General features: G+C 44.7%; 20 protein-coding genes and 1 riboswitch. Of the genes, 18 read left to right on the forward strand and 2 right to left on the reverse strand.

Going from position 1 to position 23,364, the window contains the following annotated elements:
- Positions 1–15 precede the first annotated feature (15 nt).
- The 4 genes from ectB (at position 16) to E4U82_RS11805 (ending at position 3,033) form a co-directional block, all read left to right on the forward strand.
- The gene (gene ectB, locus E4U82_RS11790) at positions 16–1,263 is read left to right on the forward strand and encodes a diaminobutyrate--2-oxoglutarate transaminase (RefSeq protein ID WP_135110425.1); all 1,248 of its coding nucleotides are present in this window, start codon (positions 16–18) and stop codon (positions 1,261–1,263) included.
- 74 nt (positions 1,264–1,337) lie between these two features.
- Entirely contained in the window at positions 1,338–1,724 is a 387-nt protein-coding gene (locus E4U82_RS11795) for an ectoine synthase (protein WP_135110387.1), read from the forward strand.
- A 146-nt stretch (positions 1,725–1,870) separates the two neighbouring features.
- Positions 1,871–2,521 (forward strand): hypothetical protein, encoded by a 651-nt coding sequence (locus E4U82_RS11800; protein WP_135110388.1) that lies wholly within the window; start codon positions 1,871–1,873, stop codon positions 2,519–2,521.
- A 329-nt stretch (positions 2,522–2,850) separates the two neighbouring features.
- Positions 2,851–3,033 (forward strand): hypothetical protein, encoded by a 183-nt coding sequence (locus E4U82_RS11805; protein WP_135110389.1) that lies wholly within the window; start codon positions 2,851–2,853, stop codon positions 3,031–3,033.
- Between the two features lie 65 nt (positions 3,034–3,098).
- Here the strand turns inward: E4U82_RS11805 and E4U82_RS11810 are convergent, their stop codons facing one another.
- A complete protein-coding gene (locus tag E4U82_RS11810) occupies positions 3,099–3,959 on the reverse strand; it encodes a GNAT family N-acetyltransferase (RefSeq protein WP_135110390.1) in 861 nt (286 codons plus the stop codon).
- A 341-nt stretch (positions 3,960–4,300) separates the two neighbouring features.
- Here E4U82_RS11810 and metA point away from each other — a divergent pair, with 341 nt between their 5' ends.
- The 8 genes from metA to E4U82_RS11855 all read left to right on the forward strand — a co-directional run bounded on the left by metA (position 4,301) and on the right by E4U82_RS11855 (position 14,994).
- On the forward strand, positions 4,301–5,209 hold the full coding sequence (metA, locus tag E4U82_RS11815) for a homoserine O-acetyltransferase MetA (protein WP_135110391.1): 909 nt from the start codon (positions 4,301–4,303) through the stop codon (positions 5,207–5,209).
- Between the two features lie 34 nt (positions 5,210–5,243).
- Positions 5,244–5,603 carry a hypothetical protein gene (locus E4U82_RS11820; RefSeq protein ID WP_135110392.1) on the forward strand — a complete coding sequence of 120 codons (360 nt, stop codon included), beginning with the start codon at positions 5,244–5,246 and terminating at the stop codon, positions 5,601–5,603.
- A 25-nt stretch (positions 5,604–5,628) separates the two neighbouring features.
- Positions 5,629–6,819 (forward strand): exonuclease SbcCD subunit D, encoded by a 1,191-nt coding sequence (locus tag E4U82_RS11825; RefSeq protein WP_135110393.1) that lies wholly within the window; start codon positions 5,629–5,631, stop codon positions 6,817–6,819.
- A 30-nt stretch (positions 6,820–6,849) separates the two neighbouring features.
- The gene (locus E4U82_RS11830; protein WP_135110394.1) at positions 6,850–9,939 is read left to right on the forward strand and encodes an SbcC/MukB-like Walker B domain-containing protein; all 3,090 of its coding nucleotides are present in this window, start codon (positions 6,850–6,852) and stop codon (positions 9,937–9,939) included.
- A gap of 241 nt (positions 9,940–10,180) precedes the next feature.
- The gene (locus E4U82_RS11835) at positions 10,181–11,683 is read left to right on the forward strand and encodes an alpha/beta hydrolase (protein ID WP_135110395.1); all 1,503 of its coding nucleotides are present in this window, start codon (positions 10,181–10,183) and stop codon (positions 11,681–11,683) included.
- Between the two features lie 123 nt (positions 11,684–11,806).
- A riboswitch (cyclic di-GMP riboswitch) is annotated at positions 11,807–11,891 on the forward strand.
- A 47-nt stretch (positions 11,892–11,938) separates the two neighbouring features.
- Positions 11,939–12,076 (forward strand): anti-repressor SinI family protein, encoded by a 138-nt coding sequence (locus tag E4U82_RS11840; RefSeq protein WP_135110396.1) that lies wholly within the window; start codon positions 11,939–11,941, stop codon positions 12,074–12,076.
- A gap of 444 nt (positions 12,077–12,520) precedes the next feature.
- On the forward strand, positions 12,521–13,390 hold the full coding sequence (locus E4U82_RS11850; protein ID WP_135110397.1) for a deoxyribonuclease IV: 870 nt from the start codon (positions 12,521–12,523) through the stop codon (positions 13,388–13,390).
- 389 nt (positions 13,391–13,779) lie between these two features.
- Positions 13,780–14,994, forward strand: a complete 1,215-nt coding sequence (locus E4U82_RS11855) for a dicarboxylate/amino acid:cation symporter (protein WP_135110398.1) — start codon at positions 13,780–13,782, stop codon at positions 14,992–14,994.
- Positions 14,995–15,430: 436 nt separating this feature from the next.
- Here the strand turns inward: E4U82_RS11855 and E4U82_RS11860 are convergent, their stop codons facing one another.
- Complete coding sequence (locus E4U82_RS11860) at positions 15,431–16,282, reverse strand: MurR/RpiR family transcriptional regulator (RefSeq protein ID WP_135110399.1); 852 nt, start codon at positions 16,280–16,282, stop codon at positions 15,431–15,433.
- A 134-nt stretch (positions 16,283–16,416) separates the two neighbouring features.
- Here E4U82_RS11860 and gnd point away from each other — a divergent pair, with 134 nt between their 5' ends.
- From gnd to E4U82_RS11890, 6 genes are read left to right on the forward strand one after another with little or no spacing between them, the layout of a single operon-like run.
- On the forward strand, positions 16,417–17,313 hold the full coding sequence (gene gnd, locus E4U82_RS11865; RefSeq protein WP_135110400.1) for a phosphogluconate dehydrogenase (NAD(+)-dependent, decarboxylating): 897 nt from the start codon (positions 16,417–16,419) through the stop codon (positions 17,311–17,313).
- A gap of 24 nt (positions 17,314–17,337) precedes the next feature.
- A complete protein-coding gene (gntK, locus tag E4U82_RS11870) occupies positions 17,338–18,888 on the forward strand; it encodes a gluconokinase (protein ID WP_135110401.1) in 1,551 nt (516 codons plus the stop codon).
- A gap of 34 nt (positions 18,889–18,922) precedes the next feature.
- Entirely contained in the window at positions 18,923–19,876 is a 954-nt protein-coding gene (locus E4U82_RS11875; RefSeq protein WP_135110402.1) for a sugar kinase, read from the forward strand.
- A gap of 16 nt (positions 19,877–19,892) precedes the next feature.
- On the forward strand, positions 19,893–20,525 hold the full coding sequence (locus E4U82_RS11880; protein ID WP_245183569.1) for a bifunctional 4-hydroxy-2-oxoglutarate aldolase/2-dehydro-3-deoxy-phosphogluconate aldolase: 633 nt from the start codon (positions 19,893–19,895) through the stop codon (positions 20,523–20,525).
- 2 nt (positions 20,526–20,527) lie between these two features.
- Positions 20,528–21,676, forward strand: a complete 1,149-nt coding sequence (gene dgoD / locus E4U82_RS11885) for a galactonate dehydratase (RefSeq protein WP_135110404.1) — start codon at positions 20,528–20,530, stop codon at positions 21,674–21,676.
- A 60-nt stretch (positions 21,677–21,736) separates the two neighbouring features.
- On the forward strand, positions 21,737–23,095 hold the full coding sequence (locus E4U82_RS11890; protein WP_135110405.1) for a GntP family permease: 1,359 nt from the start codon (positions 21,737–21,739) through the stop codon (positions 23,093–23,095).
- Positions 23,096–23,364: the final 269 nt, after the last annotated feature.

Below are 23,364 nucleotides of genomic sequence, written 5' to 3' on the forward strand. Positions count from 1 at the left end.
ATTGAAGTTGACAAAATGAAAACATTTGAGGAACTGGAATCAACCGTGAGAAGTTACAGCCGTGGCTGGCCGACCGTTTTCGAAAAGGCAAAAGGATATAAAATCTGGGATACAGACGGAAACGAATATATTGATTTCTTTGCAGGTGCCGGTGCTCTGAATTATGGCCATAATGACGACACCATGCAGGAAAAAATGATTGATTACATCCAAAATAATGGCATCCTTCATAGTCTTGATATGGGAACAACATCGAGGAAAATGTTTCTTGAACGGTTTAAGGAGGTTATCCTTGAGCCTCGGGATCTTGATTATAAAGTCATGTTTCCGGGACCGACCGGAACGAATTCGGTAGAAAGTGCCCTGAAAATTGCCCGAAAAGTAACCGGACGTGATACGGTCATCAGTTTCACAAATGCATTTCATGGCATGACAATCGGTTCACTTTCCGTAACAGCTAATTCCTTTAAACGGCATGGTGCGGGCGTTCCATTGCACCACTCCGTGTCAATGCCATTTGATGATTATGTGGAAGGTCAGAATACGCTCGCTTATCTCGAAAGATTTTTGGAAGACAGAGGAAGCGGTGTTGCCTTGCCGGCCGCGATCATCCTGGAAACGGTTCAGGGTGAAGGCGGCATTAACGCGGCCAGTATGGAATGGCTGAAAAAAGTGGCTGACCTTTGCAAGCGCTGGGACATTTTGTTGATTGTCGATGATGTCCAGGCAGGATGCGGCCGGACTGGTACATTCTTCAGCTTTGAGCCGGCGGGAATTGATCCGGATATTGTCTGCCTGTCAAAATCAATCGGCGGTGCCGGATTGCCAATGGCCCTGACATTGATCAAACCTGAATACGACCAGTGGGGTCCGGGTGAACATAACGGGACTTTCCGCGGTAACAATCTGGCGTTCATTGGTGCAGCTGAAGCTCTGAGCTATTGGGAAAATGATGACTTCAGCAAATCCATTCAGGAAAAAGGTGTTGTTTTGCGAGAAGGTATTGAAGCCCTGGTCACGAAATATCCCGAATTTGATGCACACCATCGCGGCAGGGGATTGATGCAGGGAATCGCAACCGCGAAACCGGAACTGACAGATGCCATTTGTTCGGAAGCATTCCAGCGCGGTCTGATTGTGGAAACATCCGGTCCCGAGGATGAAGTTGTCAAATTTCTCCCTCCACTTATTATAGATAAAGAAGGTATCAACGAGGGGCTTGCGATATTGGATGAAAGCATTAAGACCGTCCTTGAAAAATAAAAACGAACGATGAACAAGACGCGTCAATAACATGCAAGAAAAATAGTAGTAAAAAATGAAAGAGGGGACAGCAAATGATTGTCAAATCACTTGAAGATTTAGTTGGAACAGAGGACGAAACATATGAAGAAAATTGGTCAAGCCGCCGATTCATTCTGAAAAAGGACGGCGTTGGCTTTAGTATGAACGATACGATTATCAAGGCCGGAACCGAAAATTATTTCTGGTATAAAAACCACATCGAAGCTGTATACTGCATCGAAGGGGAAGGGACCATCGAAAAGGTGGAAACCGGTGATGTGTATGACATCAAGGCCGGTACGATGTATCTGTTAAATGATCATGACAAGCACACTTTGCGGGCGAAAACGCAGATGCGCATGGTATGTGTGTTCAATCCGCCGCTCGTTGGAAAAGAAACGCACAATGAAGAAGGCTATTATCCGCTGCTGACGGAATAGAGCGAACGGATTTGTGTGCCCCGGGTCATGGTGATTATCCATGATTCGGGTTTTTTTGCGGGAAATTTCCCGTACCCAAAAATTGTATTGACTTTCATCATGAATATATAGACACTGAGTGTAGATGACTTTTAGGGGTTGAACGGATGGAATGGATCGTTGATTACCAGTGGGAGATTTTTGTCACGGCTGAAGTGCTTTCAATGGCGGCTCTGCTGCTTTTTGGGGTCGTCCGTTATTTACTGGGGAAGCGCACGTCCAGTTTAATGTTTCTGCTGGCATTTCTTATTTTACTGGCAGCCGAGGCTTTCCTGGCGATCCTGATTTATCAGGAAACGGGGGAGATTTCGACCTTCCAGATTATCATCACGGTTTTTGTGGTTTATGCTTGTACGTTTGGAATCTTTGATTTTATGAAACTTGACCGATGGATGCGGAAAACAATTGGCCGGTGGCGCGGTGTGGAGCTGATGACTGACAAAGATTATCGCATCATGAAAAAGAATAAGGATCCCAAATTTATTGCTAAAAAGTATCGCTGGAGTTCGATTGCGCATTTACTGGTGTTTATCGTCGTACAGGGTATTTTTTGGTCTTACGGAACGGACAGTATTGAAGACATGATAGGTTATGTGACGGATTTGTCGTGGATTGAATCAGGCACTGCAGCTGATTCACCATATGCGAATGAAACGGTATATGGCATTGGGATGGTTTGGGGAATTGCCTTCGCGGCTGACTTTTTGTATTCGTGGTCGTATACGTTATTTCCTGCAAAGTCAGGGAGTGTAAAATGAATTAAACAGGGGGGGAACACATATTTCAGTGGATTAAAGGCGGGTGAGAAGGAAGCCAATAATGATTGGAAGGAACCAAAATTTTCTGGTCAGTGCAGTACCCGTGAAGAATTGTTAAGTACGCTGATCATGCATAACAGTTATCATATCTGACAGGTAGCATTAATCCGCCGCATGACAGGGGAGTGGCCGCCACCATGCGGGGGAGATACCTGGTGAACCGGATTGCTATGTTTAAAAAGCTTTCGATAGCCTGCTTTTCTGGGTTGCAGGAATTATGTGAATGGAAGGGAAGAATGTATGAAAAGTAGATTAAAGGAGGAGCCAATATGTCTAATACTATGGGATCCCCTGTAAAAAAGCAAAAGAAACACTATAGGTCAGAGGTAGTAAAAAGGTCAAATTCGATCCCTCCTGCTAAAAATAACACGAATTTTGAAGAAATGGATATGAAAGAGCTTATTGAGCTGTACGACGAATATAAAAGAAAATTAAACGCAATGAATCGTTAGACAGGCCCCCCGGAATTTAGATGTTTAACGAAAAACCTGAGTATTCTTCCATATCCAATCTTCGGTTACCTTGATTTGTCCGTTCCATATAAAATCCATGGGGAAGGCAGTTCAAATTGATGATCAGCTGGAAGCATTTGAGCTTCTTCCCTGGTTAAATCCATCCATATGTATGTCTCACCGTCAGTCTGTCGCCTCAATTTCCGATAATTATTTGCAATTGTCTCCCATAGGCCTGGCTGCGATGTTATGTCATGCCATGGATAGACAGCATGCAAATAATGATGCTTTTTTTGATCGTACTTTGTGATCAGGAATCGCGTTTGATCGTCGTTTTCAAAAAAAGACCACGTCTCGAGATCGGGTTCCTGAAATAAATCCGCTGAAGCCGGAAATGGGTAATAGCATTCATATGGAAAAATGGCGCCTGTTTGGATATACTTCTTGTTGACCCATTCTTTTTTGCGCTTCAGGTCTGTAACAGGCTGCCATGGCTTTGCGCCTGATTCAAGTGTGGACGTATCTTTTGTTAATGCCCCGTGCAGGGTAATGTATGGGGTGAGGCCTATTTTCTTCAGGACCCGCTGTGCAGAAATGTTATGTTCCTGTGTATTGGCCCCCACCCATTGAATACCATTAAGCTGAAAAACTTCATTCATTACATAAGACACCAATTCCGTTGCAAAACCACTGCCTACAAAACGCCGATCGCTTCTTAACCGGCCGAGCATGGCGTAACTGTCCGCATAAATCGAGTATCCGCACATACTAACGAGTTGGCCATCAAGAAATAATCCATATAAACGGTTATTTCCTGCTACAAGTCTATCAAATATACTTGTAATATAATCAAATTCAATTCCAGTATCCATCGCTTCCAAATATGGGTAGTCGTTACTTTGCAGCATTCGGATGGCCTTCTCCATATGTCACACACTCCCTGAATATTTTCTCATGTAATAGGTTACCACGCGATCGTGCTGACGTGAAATTTTTGGTTGATAACGAAATTTTCTGCAAGGTGGTTGCCATGCATCAGACTGCGTTCTATAATGGTAGTTATCCCGCATGTAATGGACAGTAAACCGCTAAAAAACGGCGGCTAACTGTCCCTAAATGTCCGATTCTTTCGGGCTGCAGGATGCACGTCACGCAGACGTTGTCACAGGATGTGGCGGTCTTAGTCTGCGTTCCTATTTTTCAGTGGGGAAAAAGCGTCCCACTGATTGAAGTTTCACTTTATCAATCAAAAAAGGAGTGGTGTCAGTTGCCAATTAATGTACCTAAAGAATTGCCTGCCAGTGATGCCTTAAAGCAGGAAAAAATCTTCGTCATGGATGAGGACAGGGCCCGGACGCAGGATATCCGGCCTCTTAATATATTAATCTTGAATCTGATGCCGGAAAAAGAACGTACAGAATTGCAACTGCTGCGCCTGCTTGGAAACACACCGCTGCAGGTGAATATCAGTTTTCTCAGGACCGCGACACACCGGCCGTCACATGTCAGCCCCCACCATCTGGATAATTTTTATACAACCTTTGAAGAGGCCAAAAACCGCCGCTTTGACGGGCTGATTATCACGGGGGCCCCAATTGAACATCTGGACTTTGAGGATGTCACTTATTGGGATGAGCTGACGGAAATTATGGACTGGGCTGCCGCGAATGTCACCTCGACTTTGCACATTTGCTGGGGAGCACAGGCAGGCTTGTATTATCATTATGGTGTGGATAAATATGAGCTTCCTGAAAAGTACTTCGGCATCTATGAACATCACATTTCCGACCCGACCGTCAAACTTGTGCACGGCTTTGATGATGTTTTCCATGCCCCGCACTCACGGTATACTAGCGTGTCGAGGGAAGCAATCGATGCCAATCCGGATTTAACGCTGTTGTCGGTTTCTGAACAGGGTGCACCGTTTATCATTATGTCGGGCGATGGCAAAAACATCATGATTACCGGCCATATGGAATACGACGCCGGCACTCTTGCTGAGGAATATGAACGTGACCACAGCAGAGGGGTGGCAACCGCGGTTCCGGAAAACTATTTTCCAAACGACGATGTCAATAGGGAGCCACCGCACAGATGGCGTTCACACAGTCATCTGTTATTTTCCAACTGGCTGAATTATTATGTTTATCAGGCGACACCGTTTGAATGGGATTGAAAGGGCAGTACGAGCTGTAAGCCTTGAAGGAGGTTTGCAGCTTTTTGAATGGGGAATGTGGGTTTATTTGAATTATCTGTTGGTAGATAAAGAATCGGCAGAAGAGCAAAAGAATCGGCAGAAGAGCAAAAGAATCGGCAGAAGAGCGAAAGAATCGGCAGAAGAACGGAAATATCAGCAGAAGAGCGGAAATATCGGCAGAAGAGCGGAAATATCGGCAGAAGAGCGGAAATATCGGCAGAAGAGCGAAAGAATCGGCAGAAGAGCGGAAATATCGGCAGAAGAGCGGAAATATCAGCAGAAGAGCGAAAGAATCAGCAGAAGGGCGAATATTATCCTTTTTCTCGACCATCTTCACACGGTAGACTTGTTTTGTATTATAATAGATAAATAGAATGGAACGGAAAGGAGACAAGCCCATGAAATTATTTCATACAGCGGACTGGCATTTGGGAAAACTCGTTCAGGGCGTATATATGACGGAGGATCAGCGTTATGTGCTGGAACAATTCACGAAAGCCGTTGAAGAGGAAAAACCGGATGCAGTGATCATTGCCGGGGATTTGTATGATCGCGCGGTGCCGCCGACGGAAGCGGTACACCTGTTGGACGAGGTCTTGAGCAGGATCGTGCTTGAATTGAAAACGCCGGTGCTTGCGGTGGCGGGGAATCATGACAGCCCCGGCCGTCTCAATTTTGGCAGTAATATTATGAAACAAAACGGTTTTCATATCGTGGGAAATTTCAGCGATAACCTGCAGCCGGTAGTCCTAAATGATGAACATGGTCCCGTCCATTTTCATCTTGTGCCCTATTGTGATCCAAGTGTTGTGCGGACAACATTGGAAGATGAAGACATCCGCAGTCACAATGAAGCAGCGGGAAAAGTTGTGGAGCATCTTTACCGGCAAATGGATCCGGAGGCCCGCCATATCTACATCGGTCATGCTTTTGTGACGCCGTTTGGCGAGGAAGAGGAGAATACGAGTGATTCGGAGCGGCCGCTTTCCATTGGCGGAGCAGAATATGTTGATGCGCATCATTTCGCGCCATTCCACTATACCGCATTGGGACACTTGCATCAGCCACACCATGTCAGCAACGAAACGGTCCGGTACTCAGGATCTATCCTTAAATATTCCATTTCCGAGGAACACCATCAAAAAGGCTTTTCTGTTGTCGAGATGGATGCCAGCGGGGATGTCTCGATTGAGAAACGCGCATTGACGCCAATAAGAGATATGCGAACGGTTGAAGCGACAATGGAAGATTTATTGCCCCATCCGGTGTGTGATGATTATGTATTTGTCCGGCTGCTTGATGATGCACCTGTTTTGTCACCAATGGAACGGATCCGGTCGGTCTATCCAAATGCGATGCATGTCGAACGCGAAACGCCCGGATTTTTCACAGGGCCGACCAGGGATAAACCAAAAGTGGACCGTAGCAGCATGAGTGATTTGGATCTTTTTAAAGCTTTTTACAAGGAAGTCAAGGGGACCGATGCCTCGGAGGAAACGGAAGCAATTTTCAAAGAGGTTCTCGATAAACGTTTAAAGGATGAACAGGAAACGGTTGATTCCGGAGAAGAAAAAGCGGTATCGAAATAACACGCCAGGGAAGAAAGGAGAGAAAATACCTTGAAACCTCTTAAATTGACGATGACGGCATTTGGCCCGTATAAAAATACCGAAATAATAGACTTCACAGAACTTGAAGGGAATAAACTGTTTGTCATTTCCGGCAATACGGGGGCGGGAAAAACAACGATCTTTGATGGCATCTGTTTTGCATTGTATGGAAGTGCCAGTGGAACGGATCGAGAGGATAATCGGATGCTGCGCAGTGATTTTGCCGATGATGATACCCATACATCGGTTGAACTGGAATTTGAACTGAATGGGCATTTTTACCGTGTTTTCCGTCAGCTGGGGCATGTAAAGCAGGGAAACAAAACCAAGACCGGCGAACGTTATGAGTTTTATGAAGAAGTGGATGGGAAAGATATCCCTTGTGTTGACAGGCAAATGGTTTCTGAGATTAATAAAAAGGCAGAGGCGCTCATTGGTCTCACGCAGGATCAGTTTAAGCAGATTGTTATGTTGCCTCAGGGCGAGTTTCGCAAACTATTAACGTCAGAAACGGAAAATAAAGAAGCGATTTTAAGACGGATTTTTAAAACAGAATCGTATAAGCAGTTGAATGAGCTGCTGAAACAAAAGAAAGATGATGTCCGGAAGAAGTTTGACCGCGAAGCACAAATGCGTGACCATTACATTCAAACGATTTTTGCCACATTGCCGAAACGTGAAGAGTCTCCACTGTTTCAGATTCTGGATGAGGCGTATTATAATGTCCATCAGGTTATCACCGGACTGGATGATGAAATTCAGTTTTACCATGATCAAATCGCCGCTGATCAGCAAACCTATGAACAAGCGTATAACAAACATGGCCAAAAACAATCCGAATTTCACGAGGCAAAAGCATTGAATGACCGTTTTCAGGAGTTGGAACAGAAAGAAAAGCAGCTGAAAAAGCTGCAGAAACAGGTTCCGGCCTTTACGCAAAAGGAAAAACAGCTGGAAGCAGCAGAACGGGCAAGCAAAATGGATGTCTATGAAAGTCAGGCAGCCGACTGGCGGAAGGAAGAACAAACAAAAGCCAGTAACCTTAAGCAAGCACAAACTGCCAGCCAACAAGCTGCGACCAAATTGGAAAATGCGCAGTCAACCTATAAGCAGGAAGAAAGCAACCAGGGCAAACGAGATGAGACAAGCAAACAACTGGACCGGCTGCAGGAATTTCTGCCAACCGTCAAAGATATCGAGGAACGAAAGCGCTACTTGGATAAATTAAAACAACAGACGAGTCAAGCGCACCATGACCTGGAAAAAGCAACCGTTCAACTGCGTGAGAAAAGTGAAGCGGCGGATAACCTTAATAAGCAGATGAATACAATGGATCAGGCGGTTAGTCAATTGCCTGAAAAACAGCAAGCACTGAATGATATGCGAGAACAGGTGCGAGTGTTGATGAAGTTTCTTGAATTGAAGCAGAAACAGACACAAGTTGACCAGGATCTGCAAACAAACGAAACGGCCTTTCTGGATGCAAAACGAAAATATGATGAATTGGAACAAGACTGGATGCACAATCAGGCAAGTGTTTTGGCTGCTCACTTGCATGACGGTGAACGTTGCCCGGTATGCGGTAGCTTTGAACATCCGCACAAGGCCGGTGACCACGAAAAGGATCTGACAAAAGAGCAGCTTGAAGCATGCAAAAAAGAATTGGATGTAAAAGATCGTCGTTACCGGGATGCTGCTGCCACTCAGAAATCAAACGCTTCGCAGCTGGAAGAGAAAAAGGAAGAACTCATGCAGTATCAAATTCAGTCTGAGGATGCGGAAACTCTTAAGGAACAACTCACCCAAAAAGGAAAACAGTTGAATGAAGATGTTGAGACCTTGAAGAAACAGAGTGAGGACCTTAAAAAGACCAAGGAAGCGCATGTACAAGCTACAGAAGCATTAAAACAATTGGAAACAGCCAAAGACCGGCTCAATAAAACATATCAGGACCAGCATACATCGTATGAAAAAGCCAAGGCCGTTTACGACGAACGTCTGCGTAACATTCCCGAAGAAGTGCGCGTATTAGCAGAATTGGAAAAGCAAATTAAACAAACGACAGAGCAAAAGTCCCAGCTGGAAAAAGCGTGGGAAGACGCTCAGGTGAAGCTGCAACAGGCGAAAGAAGAGCAGGCCAAAGCAACTGCTGAAAAGGCAAATGCGGAAAAACAATTGGCAGAAACAAGCAACAAACGGGAAAAATCGGAGACCACGTTTAAAACAGCCCTTGAACAGGCAGGATTTGAATCAGAAGAAGCCTACCAACAGGCCAAAACGCCTCCATCCGAACGGGATAGACTGAAAGCGTCGATTCAGCAATTCAATGAAAGCCGTTCAGCATTGACCCAGGTCGTGACCGATTTACGAGCAGCATTAAACGACAAACAAAAAATGGACCTGACCGCCATCCAAACACAGCTCGACCAATTAAAACAAGCCTATGAACAGGCATTGAAACAATTAAACCTGTCGAAAGAATATCATCAGGATGCGTCCGATTTAAAAGTCAATATAATGGAGACAAACGAGCGGGTCGTTGTGCTTGAAAAAGAGCTGGCAACCATTACGGATTTGTATGATGTTTTACGCGGCCAGAACGATCAAAAAATTTCTTTTGAACGCTATTTACAGATTGAATATTTGGAGCGGATCATTGAGGCAGCCAATGGACGCCTGAAAGATCTGTCCAATGGTCAATTTTACTTAATGCGCAGTGACCGTCAGGAGTCGCACGGCAGACAGAGTGGCCTTGCCCTCGATGTATACGATGCCTACACTGGCCAGACACGCGATGTGAAGACATTATCGGGTGGTGAAAAATTTAACGCCTCATTGTGCCTGGCTCTTGGCATGTCTGACGTGATTCAGAGCTTTCAAGGGAATATCTCAATTGACACGATGTTCATCGATGAAGGATTCGGGTCACTGGACGAGGAAACATTGAATAAGTCGGTCGATACATTAATTGATTTACAGCAATCGGGCCGTATGATCGGTGTTATCTCCCATGTGCAGGATCTGAAAGCGATGCTCCCGGCAAGACTGGACGTTGTGAAAACAAAAGAAGGATCGAGCAGGACGGAATTTGTGACGTGAGTGGGACACGGGGTCAGACCCCGTGTCCCCTTTATCGAACAAAAATATTTCAAAAAATTCTGTTAATATAAGTACATAGACCCAATCGTATAAATTTATGGTTTTCTCTAACAATAGCCGATGGTACGCAATTATTTGTCCTCCCTATATTTTATAATGAAATGGAAGTTGATTTGATTATTTCCCATTGCACTGTTTAAATGACAAAACGTTTGCTCTGGAGGTGATTCCTATTCCGTACATGAGACGTGATGATGCATCGATTCATTACCGCTTCATCGATTCGGATAACCCGGCGGTGACGGATACACTCATCCTTTTGCATGGGCTGGGACCTGATATGAACAGCTGGAATTTTGCCCTTCCATTTTTTCGGCAGAATTATCATGTGTTATTGTATGATCTTCGCGGGTTTGGGGAAAGCCATGCCGGTGAAGAGAAGGTGACACTGTCTCTGCTGACCGAAGATTTAGCCTTTCTCATACAGGAACTGAACATCGGAAACTATCATGTGATTGCACAGGGTTTTTCAGGATTTATCGGGGTGAAGCATGCCACGGACCATCATGACGACAATCTCCTAACATTGACACTCATGACGGCGCCCGTTTATTTTCCGAAGCAGCTTGGGAATAAAGTTATTCAGGAACGGAAGGAATTTGTGGAGAGGGAAGGATCGTTTTACCCGTTGGCCAACCAGATTATTAAACAAAACTGTTATCCGCTCACCGAAGAGAAGGCTTCCATCCTGTTTCATGCGTACAATCAGGTTTCGACGCAAGTCTACTTTGAATTGTTTCGGAACCACTTTGCAGACAACGCGGCAGAGCAATTAAATCGTATCCAGGTGCCAACCCTGCTTTTATCGGGGGCTGAAGATGATGTATACCCGCCGGAACTTTTCGGTGCCAGTTTGCAGTTTTATCGGAATGCCAGACATTATACAATCCCGAATGCATCGTTTATGATGCAGATGGACCAGCCGAAGCTGACAGCGGACTGGATTCATCAATTTATCGGAAAAAGTACCGCTCAGCCTGGATACACCAATGACACGTACCGACAAGCATTGAACACCGAAATGTATACCGAGATGTATGAGTTGAGCCGGCAGAATAAGGTGACCAAACTTGATGTGACAATTCTGGACGGTTTTAGTGTTTATCTGAATGGTCAGCGGGTGCACGGCTTGTGGGGCAAACGAAAAGCAAAGCAGCTGCTCATCTACCTGACTTTACAACAGTCAGCAACTCGTGAGGAACTGTGTGACGCATTCTGGCCGGATACGGATCTAAAAAGTGCCAAAAACAGCCTGCGCGTCGCATTGCACCATTTGAAGAAAATATTTGCAGAGGTAAGCAAAACACCTATCCTCTACGGTGATAAGGAATTTGTCTTTTTACAAGGTGAGACCAAGTCTGATTTGCAGGACTTTATGAAAGAGATTGCGCTTGCCCATCAACAGGAAAGCGATGAATTAAGAGCTGTTGCATATGAGCAATTAATACGGAATGTACCGACAAATCCGCTTCCAGGGTTGTATGAAGAATGGTTTCTGGATTTGCGCGAACACCTGGAAAAAGACTTAGGAACAATGGCTCTGTTCCTGGCAGATAATTATGAAAAACAACATGACGACCATAAGTGCCTCGATTTTATGAAGTTGGCAATCGATTATTACAGTGATGACCCGCATTTAATTGAGCGACTTGATGCATTGGAAAGGCGCTTGATCAGTGGATAGACGATATCTTTTAAAAAATGCCATCTTTTTCAATCTGTAATGGATCAGTAATGAAGATTTTGCTAATGTTCTATATAAAGAATAACGATGCAACGATTGCGCGTGTCAACAAAACAACCATATGGTCAGAAAAGGCAAACTCATCGAAAGGTGGGGGCGCAAAGTCACAGGTCTTCCATGGCAACATGATGACGGCTGGACTGCCTGCGGTACGTATCGTACCAGATGGGAGAACGTATGATTGGGTAACCTCGTTTGAGACATGATGAAGAATGGATTACTCTTATCAAGGAAGCAAGGGAACTGGGATTAAGTGTTGAAGAGGTAAGGTCATTTCTGAAGGGGGACATTCGTGTGAAAGAGGGGGCTAAAGAAGAGCATTTGCAGGATTGAACACTGCTTGTTAACGAAAATCGTATTCGAAGTGTGAATGCGATTTTTTGTTTAGGACATGAGCGTTCTATTCGTATTTCTCACCTTTTGATACAAACCACTAAAACCGGTAACAATAAGGACAAATCATTTTTGCGGAGGAGCACACATGCCGGAATTGTCAGGAGTGGAAATCTATAAACAGTTACTGACATAAAAGATGGGCGGACAAACGATAACCGAAGCAGTGATTAATCGGGAAAAGTCAATTAATAGAAAACCGGAAGCATTTCAAATATGACGGGGCGGCGACGTTTCCAGGAGATACGAAAACAGGCGGCTATATTGGGAATACATATGTTTACGACCGTGAAGGCGAAACATGCAAGCGATGTGGCGCAAGGAATACCTGTTATCCCGGAAGACGTTTTATTGCTCAGAATGTCAACAGTAGGTGGAGATCATATGAAATTTGGCAGTCATGTATCGATAAGAGATGGCTATTCAGGAGCAGCAAAATTAGCAGCGTCCATGAATGCGTCAGCTTTTCAATATTTTCCGAAGAACCCTAGAAGTTTATCCATTAAAGATTTCAACAGGGATGATGCAGCAGCATGTAAACATTATTGCGCCGGAAATGGTCTTGAATCGATTGCACATACGCCATATCCGACAACCTTGACACCTAAAACTGCTCCGAAAAGGGAGACTGTTGTTGATTCGCTGCATAATGATTTGGAAATTGCCAATGCGTGTGGATCGCTTGGTATTGTGGTACACTTCGGAAAGCAGATTAGCCCTGACGATCCGCTGGCAAGTTATCGGCTCATGATAGACATGCTTAACGACGTTCTACGTGAATGGAAAGGAAATTGCAAAATACTGCTGGAAAATACTGCAGGAAAGCCCGGTACGATTGGAACGACGCTGGAAGAGCTCATTCAAGTGCGCAACTTATGTGAACACCCGGAGAAAATTGGGTTTTGTTTGGACACGTGTCACGCGTTTGCGAGTGGTTTATGGAACGGTAATAACTGGAATGAAGTGTTGGACAACGGGATAGAATTAGGATATTTTGACCATTTATTAGCCATCCACTTCAACAATTCCAAGTATTCCCCAGAGTCAGGTAAGGACCGTCATGCCAATATTTTTGATCATGGCTATATAACCACAGACCAATTTGATCAATTGCTGCACACACCTCCATTAAGGGATATACCGTTTATTCTGGAAACGCCCAAAGAGGAGATTTCGCATAAGGACGAGATAAAGCAATTGCAGGAAAGGTGGGGAGATGATAAGGGAAATTCTGGACGAAAAGCAGAAAGGTAAATTGGAGAATGCCACTGCACAATAACCCTAGATGGTGTTTGTTCAAAGATAGAAAGTATAAAATTTTTGGCTACATGAAGTTCTTTGTCAGCAATGTAGCCATGTCCAGCTTCGACGTACAGGACGTACTAGTGCCGGCGCTGGCACAGGACGTGCCGAATCTTAGCCGGCCGGCGCCTCCCCCTCGAGGTCTTAAGGAATCATTTTACACGGCAAATCCTGCCACTGCCACCACTGCAAATTCTTGTTAACCTTTTCGGGGGTGAACAAGGCGCCCCGCGCTTTTCTTAAAGAAATCATTCAGTTGCTTGTACGCTTTTATTAAAATATAATAGTTTACGAGATACTGTCCAATGAAGACAGATACATATAGGATAGGAGCCTTTGGTATGAAGAAAAGTTTGATATGGCAGTTGATCGTTGCGTTTATCTTAGCCATTGTAATCGGTGTCATTTTTGGTGAAAAAGCGCAAGTTGTTCAACCGCTGGGAGATTTGTTTCTGCGTCTGATCAAATTCATTATCGCTCCCTTAGTACTTGCCACCCTTGTTGTTGGCGTTGCCAGTACAAGTGATGTAAAAAAACTTGGAAGACTGGGCGGAAAAACAGTAGGATTTTATCTAATTACGAGTATGTTCGCAATCACGCTCGGGATCATTGCCGGGAAAACTTTCTCGCCGGGCAGTGGTATTGATGTCTCACTGGAAGGAAAAGAAGCTCCTGAAGCGAATGAGACAGAGGGTGTTGTGCAGACTATCTTAAATATCATACCGACAAACCCGTTTGAAGCACTATCCTCGGGCAACATTTTGCAAATTATCTTTTTTGCACTGGCAATCGGAATTGCGATTACCCTTGTGGGAGAAAAGGCAAAACCCGTAAAGCAGTTTTTCGATGGATTTGCGGAAGTAATGTACAAAATAACCGGCATGGTCATGACCATTGTTCCGATTGGTGTATTTGGCTTGCTTGCTCCCGTGGTAGGAGAATACGGCATTGATGTATTGCTTCCATTAATCAAGCTGATCCTGGCTATGGTGGTCGGCTGTATTATTCAACTTTTCGTCGTTTACGCGCTGATTGTCAAATCCCTCGGGAAAATGAGCCCGATCCGCTTTTTCAAAGGCGTTTTTCCAGCCTCTGCCGTTGCTTTCAGTACGAGTAGCAGTTCTGGGACATTGCCGGTGACGATTAAAAGTGCGCAGGAAAACCTTGACGTATCCAAAGACACAAGCACATTTGTGTTGCCCTTGGGTGCGACCATTAATATGGATGGTACGGCGTTATATGTCGGCCTTTGTACGATGTTTGTTGCCCAATACTTTGGAACAGATTTATCGTTCTCACAGATGGCGACGGTTGTGCTGATCGGTACACTCGCATCGATCGGGACAGCCGGCGTACCCGGCGCAGGCCTCATTATGTTGACAATGGCACTGAGTGCAGTTAACCTGCCACTGGCCGGCATCGCATTGGTTGGCGGAATTGACCGTATATTGGATATGATGCGAACATCTATTAATGTGACAGGTGATGCCGCTGCAAGTGTTGTTGTTGATGCGAGTGAGAAGAGAAAACTTCAGACAGAAAAGCGACAGAACTAGAGGATCCAATGTAAACGACGGGGTGTCCTGTGCTTTTCTCAGTAAAAGTTAATAGCATTCAACAAATGAACGCATTCTGGGTTAACCGGAGTGCGTTTTTTATGCGAACAATTGAAAGAAATTGGGGACAATGGAGCTGTTTCGGCCAATGTTATTATCACTTAATCTAATTGAAATAATTGTAAAATTCGTATAAAACGACAATTCAAAAAATTGGTGCAGCTGCAAATGAACCATGAACTTGGAGATATTTCAGCTTTTTCCTCGGGAAGATTTCAGAGCCAAAATCCAAATCGTCTTCCGGATCAGGATCTTCCAGTAAAAGTTAATAGGTCCCTATATTAAAGATTCGACGCATTCGGAGTTATTTCTCGGGATGCGTTTTATTGCCCGCCATGTATATGCCAACCTGCACGTTAAGATATGAATTTTTATATTATAGCCGCTTCAGACTGATGCTCTTCCGCATTTTCTGCAATGCTTCCTGACCGGACTCGTTATTGATAATCATGACATTTGTGTAAAGCGCGTCAATAATTGACAGTTGGCCAATCCTGGAAGATAGGGCTTCTGATCGGAAATCCGTTTCTTCAGCGACAGTGTATAGCGAGACATCTGCTTCTTTGGTCAGCGGTGATTTAGCAAAATTTGTGACAGCGATGGTTTTGACTTTATTTTCCTTTAAAACTGCCAGAATATCAAGCAAATCTTTTGTTGAACCGCTGTGTGAAATAAGAACAGCAAGGTCATCACTCGTCATTTGAGAAGCGGACATAATCTGCATATGTGAATCAAGGTTGGCACTGACGTCAATCCCGCTGCGGATAAATTTGTGGTAGGCATCCATTGCCACAAGAGCGGATCCGCCACTTCCGAAAAACTGAACCTTTTTTGCTTTCAAAATCGCATCTACTGCGTCTTCGATAATATGCTCATCTTGGACATGCAGGGTGTCTTCAATCGTTTTGATATTGGAACGGAAAACTTTTTCCGAAACAGTCCCGATGCTGTCTTCCTCATTTATTTTTTCATGAATATCTTTAATCGGGGTGACGACCTCAGCAGCAAGTGCAATTTTCATCGCCTGAAAACCCTTAAAGCCGATACGTTGGCAAAAGCGGAATACGGTAGATTCGGCTAACCCTAATTCTTCAGATACCTGATTAATGGTATGGTGAATAATACTTTGAGGATTCTCTAAAATTAAGTCGGCGATCGATTTTTCTTTAACGCTAAACCTTCCATAGTTACTTCGTATACTGGCAAGACAGTGCTGGTTATTGTCCATTCGAAATTCTCCTTATATTTTCTGTAGTTCTATTATAAATGAAAAATATTTTTTTCAAAAACATTGCATGCGGAATTTTTTTTGATATAATAACTGTGAGACGGAAATTCATTTCACAAAATTAGGAGGACATCATGGAAATAGGGTTGATAGGCCTCGGCAAGATGGGTCTTAATTTAACATTGAATTTATTGGATCATCAGCATAGGGTGATCGGGTTTGATAAAAATATTGCTTCAACTGAAAGCGTTACCAGTAGTGACTTTCACCTAGCAGCATCAGTTACGGATTTAGTGGAAAGTTTGCCAGTTCCGAGAAAAATTTGGCTGATGGTCCCGGCAGGAGAGATTACGACAGCTGTCATCGATGAATTGACACCGCTCCTCGATGCCGGAGATATATTAATTGATGGTGGTAATTCCAATTATAAAGATACTCTTAAGCATGCCGACAAATTGAAGGAGAACGGAATTTATTTCTTTGATTGCGGTACGAGCGGTGGTGTGGATGGTGCCAGATCAGGTGCTTGTACAATGATTGGCGGCGACAGGGCTAAATTCAAGGAGATTGAGCAGCTGTTTAAGGATGTCTCAGTCGATAATGGTTACCTTTACACCGGGAAATGTGGAAGCGGACACTTTCTGAAAATGGTCCATAATGGTATGGAATATGGAATGATGCAGGCAATTGGAGAAGGGTTCGATATCCTTGAAAAAAGTGAATTTGACTATGACTATGAACAGGTTGCCAGAGTTTTTAACAATGGATCGGTTATCCGCTCCTGGCTGATGGAATTGGTTGAAGCTGCATTTGCAAAAGATGCCAATCTCGATGATATCCGTGGTGTGATGAACTCTTCCGGTGAAGGAAAGTGGACGGTAGAGACGGCACTGGACTTGCAGGCAGCTGCTCCGGTGATTGCATTGTCACTGATGATGCGCTACCGCTCACAGGAAGATGATACGTTTGCCGGCAAAGTTGTGGCAGCACTAAGGAATGAATTTGGCGGCCACGATGTTGTGAAGAAGTAGTTGTTTAAATTAGGAGGAAGGACGATGGATCAGCAGGGATTCTATCTGGGAGTTGATATTGGTACAACAAGTACAAAGGCAGTACTTTATCAAAAAAATGGTGAAGTAAAAGCAGATCATACCGTTCATTATCCCTTGTATACACCAAATACATTAGTGGCGGAACAGGATCCGAAAAAAATCTTTAATGCCGTACTCACGGCTATCCGAGAGGCCGTGTGCAAAAGTAACATTTCGTCAGATCAACTCCGTTTGATATCATTCAGTTCCGCTATGCACAGTCTGATTGCTGTGGATGTTGACGGCAGGTTATTGACAAACAGTGTAACGTGGGCTGACACACGGGCTGCTGAATATGCGCGGAAAATCAAAGAGGAACATAACGGTCATGACATCTATTTACGAACGGGAACACCGATTCATCCGATGTCTCCATTAGTGAAACTGGTTTGGATGAAAGCGGAAAAGCCGGATATCTTCAATAAGGCGGAAAAATTCATCTCTATAAAAGAGTATATCTTTCATAAGCTTTTTGGGACATATGTTATCGACTACTCAATCGCGTCTGCAACCGGTTTGTTCAACCTGAAAACGCTTGATTGGGATGAAGAAGCACTGAAATTGGCAGGCATTTCACGTGATCAACTGTCTGAAATTGTTCCGACGACACATCAGATGAATGGCGTTAACGAAGAACATATGACGTACATGGGGATTGATGCGAATGTTCCGATTGTTATCGGCGCAAGTGACGGTGTTCTGTCAAATCTTGGTGTAAACGCGATTGAAGAAGGAGTCATTGCGGTCACCATTGGGACGAGCGGTGCCATCCGGACCGTTTATAATCAGCCAAAAACGGATCCAAAAGGACGGATTTTCTGCTATGCGCTGACGGAAAAACATTGGGTGATTGGCGGTCCGGTCAACAATGGCGGCATTATTTTACGATGGCTTCGGGATGAGTTCGCTGCCTCAGAAGTGGAAACGGCCAAACGGTTATCGATTGACCCGTATGATGTATTGACCAAGATTGCCTCCGGTGTTAGTCCCGGCTCAGATGGTTTGATTTTCCATCCATACTTAAAAGGAGAGCGTGCTCCAATCTGGGATGCCAATGCGCGTGGATCGTTTTTCGGGTTGAGCATTCATCATAAGAAAGAGCATATGGTTCGGGCGGTACTGGAAGGAACGCTTTACAACCTTTACTCGGTGCTCTTAGCGCTTGAGGAATTGACCGGTGAGCCGAAAAGTATTCAGGCTACAGGCGGTTTTGCCCGGTCTGAAACGTGGCGGCAAATGATGGCGGATATATTCGACAAGCCCGTCATTGTTCCGGAAAGCTTTGAAAGTTCCTGTCTCGGAGCCGTGGTACTTGGCATGTATGCGACCGGTGAAATTGACGACTTCAGCACCGTCTCGGATATGGTCGGCCAGACGAACACTCATTATCCGGACGAGAAAACAACGAATGTTTACCGGGAATTGCTGCCAATTTATATCCGGCTTTCTCGGTTGTTGACCGACGAATATGAAAACATATCAGCTTTTCAGCAAAAACATTTAGGGCAGGATTGATGATCGCCCGATTCCAGTGAAAGAGGTGATGGGGATGGATGTTGTAACACTTGGCGAAACCATGGTGCTTTTCGCCCCGGAAAACTCCGGACCGATGCGGTACACTGACCGTTTCTCAGCCCGGATTGCCGGTGCTGAATCGAACGTGGCAATTGGCCTTGCACGTCTCGGGCATTATGCCGGGTGGATAAGTCGGCTTGGTAATGATGAATTCGGTAAAAAAATTCGTGCGTTTATTCGTGGTGAAGGCATTGATACGAGCCAGATAATCCTCGATGAAACAGCTGATACCGGTCTTTTTTTTAAAGAAAAGCTGGCGCCAGGGGAATGGCGGGTGAAATACTATCGGAAAGACTCTGCAGCAAGCAGAATGAAACCAGGGGATGTCAAGGAATCCTATATCTCCGACGCGAGATTTTTGCATGTGACGGGGATTACGCCGGCTTTGAGTGATGATTGCTATGAAACCGTTTTAACCGCAATAGAGTACGCGAAAAAGCATCATGTAAAAGTGGTTTTTGACCCGAATCTAAGGCGCAAACTATGGTCGGAGGATAAGGCCAGGAAGGTTTTGATTGAACTGGCATCGAAAGCTGATATCGTGCTTCCGGGAATTGATGAAGCGGAATTTTTGTTTGGTAGTGGATCACCAGAAGAACTCGCAAGACAGTTTCATGAACAGGGCTCATCAGCCGTTATCATGAAACTGGGCAAGAAAGGCGCGTATTATTTAGCCAACGATTCAGAAGGATATGTGGAAGGGTTTAAGGGTTGGGAAGTTGTCGATCCGGTTGGTGCCGGGGACGGATTTTCAGCCGGAGTACTTTCGGGATTACTTGATGGCTTGGAGCTCAGAGAATCGGTGCAAAGAGGAAACGCCATTGGAGCGATGGTGACGATGGCAGCTGGTGATGTCGAAGGATTGCCGGAAAAAGATAGGCTCCTGGATTTTATGCATAATCAGGTCCAGGGAGATGTCAAACGATAAGGAGAGTATTTTCGTGATCAATACATTGCAAAAAATTATGGATTATAAGCTGGTTGCGATTGTACGCGGGGCAAACCCTGATGATGTGATGCCAATAGCTGAGGCACTTTATGCCGGTGGTATACGCATTATGGAAATAACGATGGACACACCGCGTGTTGAAACGGTAATCAGTGAACTGAATAACGCTTTTGATGGAGAAATGATTGTTGGCGCTGGAACGGTTTTGGATGTAGAATCAGCCAGAAATGCGATTATGGCAGGCGCGAAATTCATTTTTTCACCGACCGTCAACACCGAAACGATTAAGATGACGAAACGGTATGGCGTGGTCAGTATTCCTGGTGCGATGACGCCAACTGAAATTTTAACGGCATATGAACATGGTGCAGACCTGGTGAAAGTATTCCCTGCAGGCACGATGGGGCCAAGCTATATCAAAGACGTCCATGGACCGTTGCCATATATTCCATTAATGCCAACCGGGGGTGTGGACCTCTCAAACGTTCGGGAGTACTTTGAAAAAGGTGCGGTTGCAGCAGGACTTGGTGGTGCGCTCGTCAGGACCGGTTCACCAGGAGCAGATGCTGATTTGCAAGCAATCACGGCAAACGCGAAACGATTTATCGATGCGATTGAAGGTGTGTAAATATGAAAATTACGGATTTTAAACTGTATCAGATACCACCGCGTTGGCTGTTTTTAAAAATTGAAACGGATGAAGGAATCAGTGGGTGGGGTGAGCCGGTTGTTGAAGGCAGAGCTCATACGGTTAGTACCGGCGTTACCGAATTGATGGATTATCTTATTGGCAAGGATCCTCGTAACATTGAAGATCATTTTCAGGTGTTATACCGCGGAGGCTTTTATCGTGGCGGTCCAATCCTGATGAGTGCCATTTCCGGGATCGAACAGGTGCTTTGGGATATTAAAGGCAAATACTACAATATGCCGGTTTATGAAATGCTGGGCGGAGCTGCCCGTGATAACATTCGGGTTTATTCGTGGATCGGCGGTGACCGGCCACAGGAAGTCGGTGCTACAGCGAAGGAAAAAGCTGATGCCGGATTTACGGCCATCAAAATGAATGGCACGGAGGAAATGGACTATATCGATAGTTATTCGAAAGTGGATGCTGCTGTTGAAAGGGTAGCAGCTATTCGTGAAACGGTTGGAAATGATTTTGGCATTGGAATTGACTTTCATGGGCGTGTTCATAAAGCAATGGCCAAAATTTTGGTCAAAGAATTGGAGCCATACCGACCGATGTTTATCGAGGAACCGGTCCTTGTGGAAAATATAGAAGCGTTTCAGAAGATCGCAAATCATACGGCAACACCGATTGCTGCTGGCGAGCGGAACTATACTCGCTGGGGATTCAAAAAAATGTTGACGGATGGTGTGGTCGATATTATTCAGCCGGATCTCTCCCACTCAGGTGGCATTTTGGAAGGTAAAAAGATTGCTGCGATGGCGGAAACGTTTGACGTAGCGGTCGCTCCTCATGCGCCGCTTGGGCCGATTAATCTGGCTGCGTCACTTCAGCTTGATGCGTGTACACCAAACTGTATCATCCAGGAGCAGAGCCTCGGCATTCACTACAACCAGGGCAGTGACCTTTTGGACTATCTTCAGAATCCGCAAATATTCGAATATGCCGATGGAACTGTAAAAATCCCTAAGGGTGTGGGACTTGGCGTAGAAATCGATGAAGCACGTGTAATCGAAGCGGCAAAAGTGAGCCATCAGTGGAAAAATCCCATCTGGCGCAATAAAGATGGCACATTTGCTGAATGGTAGTGTAAGAGTTTTGTAGAGCAAAGGGAATAACGATTTAAATAAGTGGAGGGAGAATTGTAAATGTCTACTGTAGGATTGATTTTACTTGCCGCATTTGGTGTAGCTTTACTGCTATTTCTGGTTATCAGAACAAAGCTTCAGGCGTTTCTTGCATTACTGGTAGTCAGTTATATTATCGGTCTTTTATCAGGAATGAGCCCATCGGAAGTTCTACAGGCTGTCAATGACGGTATGGGCGGAACGGTGGCTGAAGTAGCCGTTATCATAGGTGTTGGGGCAATGTTTGGAGAAATACTGAAGGCTTCCGGCGGTGCTGAACGTCTGGCTATGACACTAATGGATAAGTTCGGTGAAAAGCGTGTTAACTGGGCTCTCATGCTCACTGGATTTATCATTTCAATACCGGTGTTTTTGGATGTTGCATTCGTCATTTTAATACCTATTTTATATAGTCTGGCTCAAAAGACCAAGAAATCATTGCTGTATTTTGCTATCCCACTGTTGGCAGGCTTAGCTGTAACACATAGTTTTGTACCGCCAACCCCAGGGCCGATCGCTGTTGCTTCCTTATTGGATGCCAATCTAGGATGGGTTATCCTGTTTGGACTGTTAGCAGGTGTTCCTGCGGCAATTATTGCCGGGCCGGTTTTTGGGACGTATATTTCAAAGAAAATTCATGTTGAAGTGCCAAAAGAGATGCTTAAAAACATGGCAGAAGAAGCCAGGGGCAAGGAATATGATAAGGAACTTCCCAGCTTTAAAATGATTGCATCGCTGATTTTGTTACCTTTATTCCTGATTTTGCTAAATACATTTTCGAGTGCGATATTCGGTGAGGAAAGTACGGCTAGAAGCATCTTAACTTTTATTGGTAACCCAGGTGTGGCATTAACAATTACAGCTTTGCTGACGTTTTACTTTTTGGGTACGCGTCGCGGTTTTTCGAAAGAAGATATACAGGAAATTGCTACAAAGGCATTGGAGCCTGCTGGTATTATTATTTTGATCACCGGTGCCGGTGGTGTGTTCGGTGAGGTGCTGGTCGCTACTGGAATTGGTGACGTTATAGCTGATACAATGACGAATTTGAATATGCCGATTCTTGTTTTTGCGTTTCTTGTTGCTTCAGCCGTCCGAATTGCACAAGGTTCGGCAACGGTTGCGATGGTTACTGCGGCAAGTCTGATTACACCGGTCATTGGTACACTTGGAATTGAAGGACCAATGTTGGCCTTGCTTGTTATTACAATTGCATCAGGTGCGACGATTGCATCTCATGTTAACGATTCAGGATTCTGGTTGGTTAACCGTTTCTTGGGATTGTCAGAAAAAGACACATTGAAAACCTGGACCGTAATGGAAACCATCATTGCACTTGTCGGATTCGGCGTGTCATTGATCATAAGTTTCTTTGTTTAATAAATTGGAGTAGAGGCTTTAACCTTTTGCCCTTCTCAAATAGCTACGAGACTATATAGTGTGTGCAACTCCAGGAACTTTATTGTACTAATGGAAGCGACTGCAAAATAAGGCAGTCGCTTCTTTGATCGGGATGGGGGGAGAGCTTGAAAGAGATGACAGCTCGACAATAAATGTCCGAATAAATGTCCGATTGTATAAAATTTCATTGTCCTGACTTCCAGCCGATGCTGGAAAACCCACCTATAAATTTGTCAGCAGAAGTTTTA

Origin of the sequence: Lentibacillus salicampi (assembly GCF_004565465.1) — a bacterium.
Lineage (GTDB): Bacteria > Bacillota > Bacilli > Bacillales > Amphibacillaceae > Lentibacillus > Lentibacillus salicampi.

Coding starts and splice junctions, on each gene's coding strand:
- dgoD (WP_135110404.1), top strand. CDS start 20,528: ATGAAAATTACGGATTTTAAACTGTATCAGATACCACCGCGTTGGCTG.
- E4U82_RS11850 (WP_135110397.1), top strand. CDS start 12,521: ATGAAATTTGGCAGTCATGTATCGATAAGAGATGGCTATTCAGGAGCA.
- E4U82_RS11835 (WP_135110395.1), top strand. CDS start 10,181: ATGAGACGTGATGATGCATCGATTCATTACCGCTTCATCGATTCGGAT.
- E4U82_RS11890 (WP_135110405.1), top strand. CDS start 21,737: ATGTCTACTGTAGGATTGATTTTACTTGCCGCATTTGGTGTAGCTTTA.
- E4U82_RS11855 (WP_135110398.1), top strand. CDS start 13,780: ATGAAGAAAAGTTTGATATGGCAGTTGATCGTTGCGTTTATCTTAGCC.
- E4U82_RS11800 (WP_135110388.1), top strand. CDS start 1,871: ATGGAATGGATCGTTGATTACCAGTGGGAGATTTTTGTCACGGCTGAA.
- gntK (WP_135110401.1), top strand. CDS start 17,338: ATGGATCAGCAGGGATTCTATCTGGGAGTTGATATTGGTACAACAAGT.
- gnd (WP_135110400.1), top strand. CDS start 16,417: ATGGAAATAGGGTTGATAGGCCTCGGCAAGATGGGTCTTAATTTAACA.
- E4U82_RS11795 (WP_135110387.1), top strand. CDS start 1,338: ATGATTGTCAAATCACTTGAAGATTTAGTTGGAACAGAGGACGAAACA.
- E4U82_RS11875 (WP_135110402.1), top strand. CDS start 18,923: ATGGATGTTGTAACACTTGGCGAAACCATGGTGCTTTTCGCCCCGGAA.
- E4U82_RS11860 (WP_135110399.1), bottom strand. CDS start 16,282: ATGGACAATAACCAGCACTGTCTTGCCAGTATACGAAGTAACTATGGA.
- ectB (WP_135110425.1), top strand. CDS start 16: ATGAAAACATTTGAGGAACTGGAATCAACCGTGAGAAGTTACAGCCGT.
- E4U82_RS11825 (WP_135110393.1), top strand. CDS start 5,629: ATGAAATTATTTCATACAGCGGACTGGCATTTGGGAAAACTCGTTCAG.
- E4U82_RS11810 (WP_135110390.1), bottom strand. CDS start 3,959: ATGGAGAAGGCCATCCGAATGCTGCAAAGTAACGACTACCCATATTTG.
- E4U82_RS11805 (WP_135110389.1), top strand. CDS start 2,851: ATGTCTAATACTATGGGATCCCCTGTAAAAAAGCAAAAGAAACACTAT.